9 protein-coding genes and 1 pseudogene are annotated in these 13,137 nt (G+C 32.0%); 5 read left to right on the top strand and 5 right to left on the bottom strand.

Annotated features, from left to right (window positions below):
• Positions 1-346: 346 nt before the first annotated feature.
• On the top strand, positions 347-4,441 hold the full coding sequence (locus ACHRV0_RS18155; RefSeq protein WP_395441909.1) for a COR domain-containing protein: 4,095 nt from the start codon (positions 347-349) through the stop codon (positions 4,439-4,441).
• Between the two features lie 142 nt (positions 4,442-4,583).
• Here the strand turns inward: ACHRV0_RS18155 and ACHRV0_RS18150 are convergent, their stop codons facing one another.
• The 5 genes from ACHRV0_RS18150 to ACHRV0_RS18130 form a co-directional block, all read right to left on the bottom strand.
• Positions 4,584-5,204: a hypothetical protein gene (locus tag ACHRV0_RS18150; RefSeq protein ID WP_395441908.1), complete on the bottom strand. Its 621-nt coding sequence runs from the start codon at positions 5,202-5,204 to the stop codon at positions 4,584-4,586.
• A 44-nt stretch (positions 5,205-5,248) separates the two neighbouring features.
• Positions 5,249-8,380 carry a P-loop NTPase fold protein gene (locus ACHRV0_RS18145; protein ID WP_395441907.1) on the bottom strand — a complete coding sequence of 1,044 codons (3,132 nt, stop codon included), beginning with the start codon at positions 8,378-8,380 and terminating at the stop codon, positions 5,249-5,251.
• Between the two features lie 115 nt (positions 8,381-8,495).
• A complete protein-coding gene (locus tag ACHRV0_RS18140) occupies positions 8,496-9,275 on the bottom strand; it encodes an ImmA/IrrE family metallo-endopeptidase (protein ID WP_395441905.1) in 780 nt (259 codons plus the stop codon).
• Positions 9,276-9,278: 3 nt separating this feature from the next.
• Complete coding sequence (locus tag ACHRV0_RS18135; protein ID WP_395441904.1) at positions 9,279-9,692, bottom strand: hypothetical protein; 414 nt, start codon at positions 9,690-9,692, stop codon at positions 9,279-9,281.
• On the bottom strand, positions 9,689-10,282 hold the full coding sequence (locus ACHRV0_RS18130) for a hypothetical protein (RefSeq protein ID WP_395441903.1): 594 nt from the start codon (positions 10,280-10,282) through the stop codon (positions 9,689-9,691). The genes ACHRV0_RS18135 and ACHRV0_RS18130 overlap by 4 nt, the downstream gene beginning before the upstream one ends.
• Before the next feature lie 168 nt (positions 10,283-10,450).
• Between ACHRV0_RS18130 and ACHRV0_RS18125 the strand changes: the two are divergent.
• The 4 genes and pseudogenes from ACHRV0_RS18125 (at position 10,451) to ACHRV0_RS18110 (ending at position 13,023) form a co-directional block, all read left to right on the top strand.
• Positions 10,451-10,677 (top strand): annotated as a pseudogene (locus ACHRV0_RS18125) (DUF2188 domain-containing protein).
• A 3-nt stretch (positions 10,678-10,680) separates the two neighbouring features.
• Positions 10,681-11,487: a hypothetical protein gene (locus ACHRV0_RS18120; protein WP_395441901.1), complete on the top strand. Its 807-nt coding sequence runs from the start codon at positions 10,681-10,683 to the stop codon at positions 11,485-11,487.
• Complete coding sequence (locus tag ACHRV0_RS18115; RefSeq protein WP_395441900.1) at positions 11,484-12,623, top strand: cyclic GMP-AMP synthase DncV-like nucleotidyltransferase; 1,140 nt, start codon at positions 11,484-11,486, stop codon at positions 12,621-12,623. The genes ACHRV0_RS18120 and ACHRV0_RS18115 overlap by 4 nt, the downstream gene beginning before the upstream one ends.
• Positions 12,610-13,023 (top strand): hypothetical protein, encoded by a 414-nt coding sequence (locus ACHRV0_RS18110; protein WP_395441899.1) that lies wholly within the window; start codon positions 12,610-12,612, stop codon positions 13,021-13,023. Before ACHRV0_RS18115 ends, ACHRV0_RS18110 begins: the two co-directional genes overlap by 14 nt.
• Positions 13,024-13,137: the final 114 nt, after the last annotated feature.

The raw sequence follows: 13,137 nt of genomic DNA, 5'->3' as shown, positions 1-13,137 counted from the left end.
AGGGTTGGTTTTCTAATATAAATTATATTCAAATACAGGATGTCTCTTTTTATATCTGACCATTATTTAAACTTATTTGACAAAAAAGTAATTGGCTACAGATCAAACAGGACATTCACGATATAATAACTCTAAAACTGAGCAATTAGTTGGTGATTTAAGCTTTCCTCACTTGCCAATTAGGAAGCGAAAAACACTTTAGTTAAGAGGTTTTATCTTATAAATAAAAGAATTATTTCCACTATACTTGTATATTTACATAAATGTGTTAATAAGTACATCAACTATTGTATAAAATTACAACTAGTTACCTAATAAATTTCTAACCAAAGCTATTACCAAAATTATGCTTGATTTTATAAATGCTAATTTGTTTGATGCAAAAAGTGACCTGATAGTAATTCCTATTTCCTCCGAAGGGACTATTTCAGAATCATTTATGAAAGAGCTCGAAAATTTAAATATACAAATAGAATATAAGTTAAAAAGATACAAGCTGGGTGATATACAGATTCAGAAGGTTGAGTCTTCTTACCATTTTAAGTATATAGTTTTTGCATGCGTTGTTGATAATTTTGAAAGTGCATATTATTCCATAAGACTTGTTGCACATAGAATTGCTGAATTTGTAGAGGATAAAACTGATATTAGGGAAATAGCTACACCAATCTTAGGAACAGGAGCAGGAAAACTAAACCATTTCAAAAGCAGAAATATTATGCTCAGTGCATTTTATGAAATAGCGAAAAGCTCCATAAGCTTGACCTTCTGCACTCTCGATAAAAGAATTTTTAATTCTTTTGAGAACAATATATATGATATTGATACTTCTAGTTCACAATTGGTAATAGAAGCAGAACTACCCAGAATAAATAACGAAAGACATATTGTCCAATTAACCTATGATGCTGATTTTTATTTTGAATTAGCAAGAAAAAAACTGTGGGAATATCGTAACTATTCTGCGACTGAAGATAGTTTTTATGAGGCCATTGAACAGGAATTTAAAAATTCTAAATTGCCATTTAAAGACTTTTTGAAACTACACGAAGACAATGATCAATATGTTTTATTTCTGACACTCTGTGGTGAATTGATTGCCTACCTCGATTACAATGCTTACAGGAAAAATATATGGAATAAATATCCTGACAAACGTGTTCTGGCAAGAGCCGGCGTGAGACAGAATGATTGGTTCTTAAATCTTATTAAGTTTAAAAAAAGTCATGATATAAATTTATTGAGTCCCAGTATTAGAAATGCCTTTATCTACTTATTAGATCCCTCCAATAATTTAACTATGTTATCTAAAGCTCACCGTGAAAAAGTTGAGGAAGAACTCAAGCTTGGTGAACAAAAAACTTTACAGCAAGACGACAATTATACCATTCATTATTTTAAATCTTTAGGAATTAAAACCAGTAACGCCGAAAATTTTGGGGCCTTATGCTCCAGGATATTATATCTTCCATATGTTAAACCAATTTGGCATCATGGTATTGCTAAAGAAAAAGATTTATTTTTGAGTGAAATTAACCTTTATCACGCTAGCAATCTTATTGACGAATGTTTAAAAAACAAATCTACAAAGCTTGATCTAGGAAATTTAGGAATAAGAGATCTTTGCTTAATCCCCGAATTATTTGAATGTATACATTTGGAAGAGCTTATTCTTAGTAATGAATGGGGCGAATTTGAAAATGGAGTCTGGACACCGCAATACAGTACCAATGCCGGAAAAAAGAACACAATAGAGTTTATTCCATCTGACATAGGGAGCCTTATCAATCTTAAAGTCCTGATATGTGGTGGTGATTGGGATAAAAAAAATAAACTTTCCAACAGATGGCCAATAGATAATATTGATGCCTTAACTGCCCTTAAAAATCTACAATTTCTTAATGTGAGTAATTGTGAAATAAAACATGTTCGTTACTTAAATCAATTTGATAATTTGGAAGTTATTTTTTTAAATAATAATAAAATTGAAACAATTGAAGTTCTAAAGGCAAAAAGTCCAATCCGTCAAATTTATCTGGGTAACAATTATATAAAATCAGTTACATTCTTAAAGGATATATCAACTATCGGAACTATTGATCTTCATAATAATAAAATAAAAGATTTAAGACCTGTCGAGCATCTTATTGAAAATATTGGGATTGAAAATGATAAATGGAAACTGGAAACAATAAGTATTGCTAAAAATCCTTTGGAACAGCCTCCAATGGAAATTATAAATATCAGCAAAGAAGCAGTACTTACAACATTGAACGATATACGAAAAAGAGGGAAATTTATCAATAAAGATATAAAAATCATACTGGTGGGTAATAGTGAGGTAGGTAAATCTACCTTGGTCAAATATCTCGATAATGAACAAAATCTCGAAGTAGATCACTTGCCAACACTTTGGATGCAGGAAAAAATTGTAAAAAGCAAATACAAAATAAATTCGTTACAGGAAGAATGTTCCCTTCATCTTTTTGATTTTGGAGGTCATGATTATTATCATGATACCCACCATTTATTTTACGGTTCAAATGCAATTTATATTCTCCTTTGGACCTCACAAACAAATAACTTAAATCTTAGATCCTGCATTCAATTAAATCACAATGGTGACAAAATTAAAGTAGATACGCAGGATTATCCTATGAAATACTGGCTTGAGTCTATTAAATTTTATATCAAGGACATAGAAGGTGCCAATATTAAATTAATGGGTGAAAATAATCAAAGCTATAACAGTTCTTTACTTCTGCTTCAAAATAAGGTAGGAACTATTTCAGAAATAGAATTTTTAAACAATTTTGCACTTAAAAATGACTATCCTTTTATTTACGACATTACAACAATGTCAATAAAATCACCTCGCAGAAATATGGAGCAGTTTGACATACTGCTCACGGAAATATTAAATAGCATGGAAATTATAGGTGCTACCTTGCCTAAATTTTATGAAATAATAAAAAACAGCTTTAGTAATTATTCTGGAAAACCTGTAATTAGCAAAACTGATTTTCTGGCTTATTGCAACAATCTTATAAGTTCTCCCATTGATATTACCCAAGCTTATATATTGATCCGCTATCTCGAACAAATAGGGATACTGCTATTTTCCGACAAACATCCGGATGGTCTTGTTTATATGGACAAAAAGTGGCTGATCAACAGTATACACAGTGTGCTTCGGGATCTCAAAGACATGGGTGGAGAATTCGATAGAAATTACTTAATCGAAGAAAAGAATATCGAGAATAATCATATTTCAAGTGTTCTGGATATGATGCTCGATTTCAAAATTATCTTTAAACATCCATTTGCTGAAAAGTATATAGCACCTCTTTACCTTCCTCAAATGCCTGAAACAAAAATAAATTTGTTTCTCCAGCAAGGCGTTATACCTTCCCGTAGGTTTGAATATTCCGGATTTATTCAGAAAAGCATCGTTTTAAGTATTTTTCAGCAGTACAGCAGTCTGATCTTGCCGTCAGTTAGCAATGATTCTGATGAGATGTTTTATTACTGGAAAGATGGTCTTATTATCAAAAAACCAACTACACAAGAAATAGCAATGATTAAATTTCATATTGGAAATGAAGATGGAAATGCATGCATTGATATTTATAATCTTAATTTGACCATTCAAAAGGATGAATTTATTGACGAAATAATTGGGTATATCCGCGAAATTAATAAAGGATATAAAGTGGAGGAAATGGTTACCCTTGAGGGCGAAGACTTTATATCAATAGCTGTATTAAATAAAAATGCAAAACATGGCAAATTCGTTTTTACTGAAAAAAAACTTAAAGATTTCAAGCAGGTAAAAGATGAAGAAAAAATTTTCAATCTAAAAAATTACAAAAAATATACAACAGAAGAAATTAAAAGAAAAAAAGTAGTGATTTCATATTCTAAAAAAGATCTTGAACAGGTAAATAGTCTAAAAAGATATTTACAGCCATTAGTGGAAGCGGATCTAATTGAAGAACCGTGGTATTGCACAGCTCTCATTCCTGGAGATGAGTGGGACTTGACAATTAAAGAAAAATTTGATCAGGCAGATATTGTTTTTTTTATGGCAAGTGAATATTTTTTTAACACAAAATATATCATCGACCATGAAATTACCAATGCCATAGATCGTTACGATAATGACAAATCAGTAAAAATTATACCTATCATATTGGATTTTTATGATTGGTGCGGTAAAGGAAAATATAATCTCCAGAGATTTTCTGCTTTACCCTATCAGGCTAAGCCTATAAGTGATTTTCACAATCCTAACATAGCATGGAGCACTATAACAACTACTGTACGAATGATGATTGAAAAAGATTTGGATCCTGGCAAACTCGAAATTATCGGTCGGGACCTTCAGGAAATATACGAACGACAAGTAAGAGGAAGCCTGGATGATAATACTAAAAAGTAAATTTTATTCAGGCAGAAACTTGATATGGTTTATAGTAAGTCATTCTGGTAACAGTATATTTTTCTAAAAATTTCGATAGTTTCTCAAATGAAATTCATCAAAATTTTCAGAATATGTCTGCCTTAATAATTATACGTAAGAATCATTTTCCAATCCCAAATTTCTTAATTATATTATCTATGGCCGTCACCTGTTTTTCAGTTAATCTTCCATTTTTTTCACAGCTCTTTCTTATTGAAAGCACAAAATCAGTATCAAAATTAGGATTGTTTTGAGCCCAACTCAGTATTAGATTAATTTTAGAAAATTGCGAATTAGTCTCATAACTGGTAAATTTTAAAAATTTTTCATTGATTCGTTTCTTAACATCCAACTGCTTGACAGACAAATTTCTCTTTCGATATGTATCAATATAAAATGTATGCTCAAAGTCTGATATACCATTTTTTTTGTAAACATAATCAATAACTTCAGCGCTCATACTTTTGGTAATATCTTCCTTGAGTTTTTTTATGGAAGTAAAGATTTTATCCCCATCATCGATTCCGAGAAATTTTTTAATACAGCAATTTCCAACCTCAGTACTCATTTTATTTGTCACATTGACGATGACACAGATATTTTTAATTGGATAATGACCGCACAGACAGGTCAATAATTCATCACTGTAGTACGCCAAATCAAAAGACCATTCGCGCTTTGCTAATTCCCAGTTTTTGGCCGTACTTAAATCTATAATCTCCTCTGTTAGTTTAAAATGCATAGACTTTCAAATTAATTATTTATTTACTATTAATCTGCTACTCGCTAAAGAGTAAACCTTCTTATAAAATTAATATGCTTTTTAATTTGTCCCGCTTCATAACTCAGTCGATCCGGTAAATCACGCCTTAATAGATTAAGAAGTTCTATTCTTAATTCATTAGTATCATCCTCTAACTTCGTTCCCAGATACCTCGAGAATTGCTCTTCATCTTTGGCTAATTCTAGGAAAGCGATAAGCGATGGCATAATAGCTCTGAAATTACCTAATGATAATGCTAGTACAAAAAGTATGATTCTCAAATCCTCATCATTGATATTACTTCCTGAATTTATATAATCATGTGTTTTTACAATTCTGTAAATATTTATATAACGTTTGATCAGTCGCGGACTGGTTCCCACAATAACTGACATTTCGCGGATACAGGCAGACTCATCATCCGAAAAACTTAAAGCTTTTATGACAATAGACTCACTTATTGCACCTTCACTGGTGGTAATAATTGTTTCCGCTTCACTTTTCGCTTCACTTTCCATTTCCTTAGTATCAACAGATTTTTCTTCTGAATCTGTACTCGTATTATTATTTTCCGATGTATAATTAGGTAATTCCTGTACTTGTGAAAGCCCTTCCAGCATATCTTTTATATGGTTGTTTTCAGCCTGCTTTAAATGAAACGGGATCTGAAAAATCTTTTCAAGATAACTCGCAGGATCAATATATTCATGACCTGAATCTTTATAACCAAACTGTTTTTTGTATTTAGTTACCAGCGCATTTTTAACCCACACCGGATCCACTCCAACTACAACAATAAATAAAGGAAATGCCATCAAAAGATTTACGGCCTCCAGAACTTCCACAACCCTTTCTTCAGGACATCTGTCAAGATCATCAACATAAAGAATTATTCGATCTAATGGCTTGCTGAATAATTCCCTAAATCGCTTTTTATCTTTTGTCTTGGAATATTCACCCTTGTGATTGGTAAAAAGATCACTTAATATTTCAAAATCTTTACGAACTATTGAAACAAGCCCTAAATGCTTTTTATAGTCCTCGCTATTGCACCTTTTTTCGATAAATTCATATAATGCCGCAGTAGACAACGAATTTTCCATTTTGAAAACGACAGTCGACTGCACAATCTTAACATTTGTAATTTGTGTACTTATCGAATCAAGTTCACTCTTGTTATATTCGATTTCATAAGCAAGCGCTTTTTGCTGTTGCTCGAATTCAAAAATGGCGTCATTTTTTTGTTTGAGATAATCTTCCTTTATTCTCCACATCTTCGCAAAAAAAGGGCTCACATCCTTATAAACTTTTACAGCGCGGACATAGATTGCTCCTAGGAAGCTAATAGTCATCCATGCTCCGGGTGTCAGTATAAATGTATTGGAACCAATTTCATGTCTGAACCACCAGATTAAACTCGGGATACCTACCAAAAGCAAAAGTGTAACAACCAACCATATACAATTGTATCTCCTGTTTGGAGAAGAGGTAAACAGTCGGATAAAAGTAGGAACAGAGCGAATCTTTTCATACATTTCTTCAGGCCTATACCAGTATTGCTCTGGTACAATCTTTTTGAATTCATCGATATTCTTTACGATACTTTCATTTTCGTTAATGGCACTCTGAATTTTTTCCTGTACTTTAAATTCTTTATCGACTGTTGTAAGTATGCTTTTTAAGGAATTTTCACGTACTATTTTAATCTTATCATCCAGGACTTTTTTAATATTTGTCTGATTTACTTCGAGAACTTCCAATTGCTTGTCGATCTCCTCTTTTTTATTCTTAAGGTGAGCAAGTTCCTCTTTGATTACTGAAAGGTCCTCGGTTAGTCTTTTTTCAATTTCATCTATGTGACCGCTCGCTAAAGTATCACTTTTAATATAATGATGCAGTCCTTCAAAAATCCGTGTTGTGATGCTCGCCCACAAATTGGCATCCATATAAGACCAGGCATTGAAATGTACATGGACAATACCTTCACAAAAGTGATTACTAGCTGAGTCAGACAAATCTATTATCTTTTGTTTCAGCTTATTCATAAAAAAACTTTTCCCTGATCCCCATCGCCCCAATAACGCGATGGCTAATGGTGGGGCAAAAGATTTAGCAGCCAATAGTAATGCAAAGGAATTAACATCAGGAGTAATATTCAAATAATCCTTTCCCGATTCCAAATCACTTATAAGTCCGGCAATCTGAGTTGAAGTGGAAATGGTATTAGAACTGGATAATTGAACTATTATACGCTTTTTTAGATTATCAGGCAAACTGTTAAAAATTGTAATTACATCTCCCTGTTGAGACTGTACAATAGTACTTCTATGATACCCCAACTTCTTAACATCAATTTTTTGTTTTTTAACGATCCAGTTTACATTCAGTGTAGTACCGTTATTTAAATTATGGGTTACTACACCCAGTCCTTTAAATCTCAAATAGTTATTTCCATCCTTGGTAGAAAAAGAAGATTTATGTATTAAAATATCACCTGTCTTAACCCTATTTATTATCTCTATATATTTTTCGTGATATCCTGTCTCCCATAGATTATTTTCATAAAATCTTTCTGCCTGTTCTTCTCCATCCCAAGATGAACCTACTAAAAAAAACTTTGAATTGCTCGTTTCGATTAGTTTTTCTATTATATCATCCTTTACGCTGTTTGTATCTTTTAAAATTTCCTCATGAAAGGCAATTCCTTTACTATCGTTCGGAATTGCAATTATAAATTCCGCTTTGTGATCTGTCGAAAAATCCTTAAGAACATTTAAAACATCTATGATTATTTGCAAACTTTCTTGATAAGACAGTCCACCAGCTCCTGTACCAAGTAAAGGAATCCAAATTTTTCTATTGAAGAGTGCTTCAGGATTGTTACTTAAAGCTTTTGAAAGGTTGGCTCTTAGAAGTGCTGCAGTATCACGTTTTTGATTGATCGTGACAACAAAAAGTATAGGCTTTGCATTTAATTCAAACAAATCATATCCTTTTTCTAACTTAAGAAGATTCAATATTGCAGGATCATAACCAAAATCTTTAATAACAAAGCCATTAAGGTTACCCAATGTACCTAAGTCATTAATAGAAACTATCGCTAGTTGTGAATCAGAAGGAGGGGGATTTAATAAGATCCGGTAAGAATATTCCATACAGTATTGTTAAATTATGTAGCACCTAAAAGTATAAAAATTTAAATGCTATTTTAAATAATTTATCCCTTTTCTTAAATTATGCCACAAAGTTTAATTACAGGAAATTAAACCGTTAAATTTCCTCCCAAACTATACTCAATACGGTATTATATGCCGGCGTGATAATGCAATATTCATAAAATTTAAAATTATTATCATTTTCCCAGTTTTTTAACTCAAACCAAGTTGATTTCCAAATAGACTGTTTGTTTTGTTCTTTTGAATAAATTCTTCCTTTTTCAAAAAATTCTGCAGCAACAGAATCCTCTGGCGGAGAGAGACGAGTTCTATCAATTATGAAATGTGGATAATTTTCAGGCCGTTTCCAATATTTAATTTGATTGTTATGCATATAAAAAAGACAAATAGGATGTGATCCGAGCTCAAAATATTTATAAGCAACTGATGTAATACTTGTCTGAAATCTCTCTGATAATTTACGAAGTAGATCTGGACTAAATTTCTTTCCAGCGCATTCTTTTTTAAACATATTCTCCGGCATTAATAATTCAGAAGCAAATTCATTTGCTTCTGTTTCTTGATGGCCGTTTTTAAAAAATTCCAACGTAGCATCATTGTCATTATGCACAGCAATAACATTTCTGTGCATTTCAAAATGACCTAATTCGTGTGCAATAACGAACCGCTTTTTACCTGCATAAGGTATCTCTGAGTTTATTGTGATAATAGCAGAATCTTTACCAAAAACAATTCTCCCTTCAGAATTTTCTAAAGGTTTTTCAACAAGTGTAGCACCTCGTCCAAAAACAATTATATCTAAAGGAAATTCAGTTGGATCATCAATTCCGCACTCATTCATTAATTTTTGTGCAGCAAATTTCCCTCTTGACATCTATTATTGCTCTTTTTTTAATTCATCCATAAGTTTTGCTAGATCTACATCTAAAAGAACATTACGTATCTCGTCATCAGACCAGTTTTCTAACTTTCTGTAATGCACTGCCGGAGTTTTCTGTTGCAAGAGGCTTACAAGAGCATCGGATGCTTTATCAGCATTTTCTATAATTACTTCTTTAAGCCTTTCAAAGGCAATGTCAAGCAATTTTTGGTCTCTCTTTTTATTTGACATTCCAGTAGCCATGAATCTAATTTTTTTCATGAACTGACTTGAGAACTCCATTTCTTTTTCAGGATCTATTCCTTCTTCACTGAGGAATTGCTTTGTATATTCATCATTAGTACGCAGCAATTCTAATTCAACATCATCCAATCTATCAATGATGGTTTTGTTTTTTTTATTAGTATTCATTTTGCGGCTAATTTTTGTTTAATTATTTCTCTTTTTCTTTTAAAACGCCTCCAGGCATTATGAAATTCTTCTTCTGATAGTCCAATCGTTGTTCTTATTTCCTCAGGTTTGACAATACCCTCCGCTAAACATTCAAATATAAATAATTCATCCTCTTTTGCTCCAGATTCTTGTAAGACCTTAGATATTTGTTCTTTTAATTCTTTTCCTATAATTATTTGCTCAATATTAACACCTATTGGATCTTCATCTGACAAAGTTTTTTTTTCATCAAATTCGGTTTCTTTCACAGCTTTATTAAGCGTATTATTAATATGGCTATCAATTGCACCAATTATAAAATCTTCAAAATCTACATAATGATCAATATTCCAATTTCGACTACCCTTTACAAAAATTTGATTTACTACTTCGCTTATAGCATCTCTGGAAAATGATTGTAACTCATCGTTTTTCCATTTCACACCATATCTTTTACGTAATATCCAAGCACAACGCCCCATTAAGCGCAACCAGAACTTATCCCAGTCACGATTAGATAGTTGTTCCATCAATAACTCATGTGAAGCTATAGTTTTAAAGTCTTCCATATGCCTTTGCTAGTATAAAATGCTGACGAAATAAAAAAAAATACCATGTCGTGGTAAATTTATGAAATACGATAGCATTTATTATTGTACGATCACTGTAAGAATGTAAAAATAATAAAATTACAGATGAATAATACAGACAATTAATATTAACTAATTAAAAGAAAGATGTCTACAGGAAAAAATCAGCATGTCGTACCAAGAAGGGGCGAATGGGCAGTCAAAGGAACTGGAAATAGCAAAGCTACAAAAGTAGTTACAACACAAAAAAAGCAATTAAAATTGCAAGGGCAATTGCAATTAATCAAGGTTCGGAAATGCTTATACATGGTCGCAATGGACGTATTAGAGAGCGTAATACTTACGGTAAAGATAATTTCCCACCAAAAGGATAGAATATGAATGCAAAAGGAAAAATTAATTTTTTTATCGGAGTAATTGGATTTGTATCCTGTATTTTTCTTTCTAATGGAGAAGTACAGGGTACTATTTTCAAAATTTCTCTTGGTTTAGTAATTGCTAGTTGCATTGAATTTATCGTTTTTATTTTTGAAAATAAAAAAAGATGGAAGTTACTATGGCCAAAAATATGGAAGCCAAACACTTCCGTAAGGTTAACTGTGGCCTATTTGTTTAGAATAGAAGTTAATGGAAAATACATGCTTATTAAGCGACATAAAAATGACTTTACAGGTTTTCAGCCTGTTGGAGGTGCTTACAAATATTTCAAGGAAGAGAACAGCGCAAATTTTGATAAGCTAGGTATTACCCCTTGCAATCATGTACCTCGAGATGGGGCTACAGAAAATGATTTGCGCATACTTATCAAAAACCGAAAAAAAATATTAGAGTTCTTTAAATGGTTCGATAGTCGTGAAAATCGAGAAATAGATCCTTGGAGGGAATTTTGCGAAGAACTCATAGAGTCGGGTCTACTGCCTTCCAATGTTTTCAAGCATATTAAATATACATATGTTGGCCAACATCAAGAAGGAATTTTGAGAAATGAGGATTATCCTATTGATCAATTCAGACACGCCGATATATTTGAACTCCGTTTGGAAAACGACGCGCAGAAAAATGCTATTAAAGGTTTAGAAAAAAATCCAAACATTGCATTTGTCACATCCGAAGAAATAAAAAAAGGTGCCACCAATAATGGTGTTAGAATATTACCACATACTTTTAAAATATTACCAAAATGATACCATTTCAAAATAAATATGTACAGTTAGACGATTTGCTTGATAGAATGGCCGAATCGCTACAACTTGATAAAACACGTTATGAGTTAATGATTCAGCATTACGAAGCAATAAAAAAATGGATTGAAGCTGATGAACAATTTTTTAAACCATTTAAATATGAATTATATCCTCACGGTTCAGTAAGAATTAGAACAACGGTTAAGCCTATAGGCAAAGATGAATTCGATCTAGATATTGCTCTGCATTTGAAAGTACAATGGGATATTCACACACCTGAAAAAATATACTTCGAACTGAGAAGAAGACTTTCCGAACATGCTATCTACAAAGAGAAAATGGAGTTAAAGAACCGTTGTATACGGTTGAATTACTCTGGTGATTTCCATATGGACATTTTACCGGGCGTACAGGAAAATGATTGGGATGAAGATAAAATACGAGTACCTGACCGATTATTAGGATATTGGGTAAGTTCCAATCCACGAGGCTACTCTAAATGGTTCTTGAATAAGGCTAACATTGTCAAAATTAGTCTACTGGAAAAAGCTTTACGTGCAGAAAATTTACCCTCAAATGATTTTGAGAATAAAAAACCACTTCAACGTGCCGTCCAGTTAATAAAACGATATCGCGATATTTACTTTCACGACGATGACACTTTTAAGACATCTAGTATTATACTAACCACTATTGCTGGTTTATATTATAATGGAGAAGAAAGTATTTATTTAACTGTTGAAAATATTGTTAATAGAATTCGCCAACATACAATACATAATTCATGGAGGCTTAAAGTTTTAAATCCTGTTAATTCTGAAGAAGATTTTACGGATAAATGGGAAAGGGAACCTAGATACTATCAGGCATTTGAAACATTTTGTGAGCATTTATATGAACAGTGGCAAGAACTTAAAAAAGAAAATGGCATTATTTCGGAAGGAAGAATACTTAAAGGCTTGTTTGGTGATGAACTCTATTTCAAAGCGCAGACTTCACAAGCAGATATTATTGAAAAATCAAGAAATGCAAATCAATTAGGCATAAACAGAAATTCCGGAATTATTGGTGCAGCTGGTACTGTGTCAACAAGCCTTGTAAAAACAAATACCTTCTTTGGTAATGATGCAGATTAAGAATTTAAATAGAAACAAGTCTATTGTGCAACAAGTAAATGCAATTAGAACTAAATATTCTACTTGGAAGGTAAGTTTTAATTCGTTTGAGCTAAAAGCAGTTGGAATATTACAGCCGACATCAAGAAGTGAAGCATACACAATTGAAGTCAAGTTTCATATTTTAAAACCAATACAAGTTCGGGTAATTAGTCCGATTTTGATTAAAAATGAAAAAGGAGAAAATATACCACATATGTATTCACAAGAAAACCTATGTTTATACATGCCAAAATATGATGAGTTTACAAGAAAAATGTATATCAGTGACACAATTATTCCCTGGATTTCTTTATGGCTTTATTATTATGAGATTTGGCATACTACAAATGAATGGCTAGGTGGTGGTGAACATCCATAATTAATTTATTTAAATTATGGTTTTCCATAAAAAATCTTAAACTTTAATAATGAAATTTGTTTTATGAGATAATTTAATGATATGTCATGACTGTTACAAAATATATAACCTTTC

Source organism: Flavobacterium sp. FlaQc-30 (assembly GCF_044005885.1).
In the GTDB taxonomy this organism is placed as follows: domain Bacteria; phylum Bacteroidota; class Bacteroidia; order Flavobacteriales; family Flavobacteriaceae; genus Flavobacterium.
Note: the sequence above shows the minus strand (reverse complement) of the source record. Positions and strands in the feature narration are given on the sequence as shown.

Excerpts from the sequence above, each read along its gene's own strand:
- ACHRV0_RS18155 (WP_395441909.1), top strand. The coding sequence starts at position 347 with ATGCTTGATTTTATAAATGCTAATTTGTTTGATGCAAAAAGTGACCTG.
- ACHRV0_RS18150 (WP_395441908.1), bottom strand. The coding sequence starts at position 5,204 with ATGCATTTTAAACTAACAGAGGAGATTATAGATTTAAGTACGGCCAAA.
- ACHRV0_RS18145 (WP_395441907.1), bottom strand. The coding sequence starts at position 8,380 with ATGGAATATTCTTACCGGATCTTATTAAATCCCCCTCCTTCTGATTCA.
- ACHRV0_RS18140 (WP_395441905.1), bottom strand. The coding sequence starts at position 9,275 with ATGTCAAGAGGGAAATTTGCTGCACAAAAATTAATGAATGAGTGCGGA.
- ACHRV0_RS18135 (WP_395441904.1), bottom strand. The coding sequence starts at position 9,692 with ATGAATACTAATAAAAAAAACAAAACCATCATTGATAGATTGGATGAT.
- ACHRV0_RS18130 (WP_395441903.1), bottom strand. The coding sequence starts at position 10,282 with ATGGAAGACTTTAAAACTATAGCTTCACATGAGTTATTGATGGAACAA.
- ACHRV0_RS18120 (WP_395441901.1), top strand. The coding sequence starts at position 10,681 with ATGAATGCAAAAGGAAAAATTAATTTTTTTATCGGAGTAATTGGATTT.
- ACHRV0_RS18115 (WP_395441900.1), top strand. The coding sequence starts at position 11,484 with ATGATACCATTTCAAAATAAATATGTACAGTTAGACGATTTGCTTGAT.
- ACHRV0_RS18110 (WP_395441899.1), top strand. The coding sequence starts at position 12,610 with ATGATGCAGATTAAGAATTTAAATAGAAACAAGTCTATTGTGCAACAA.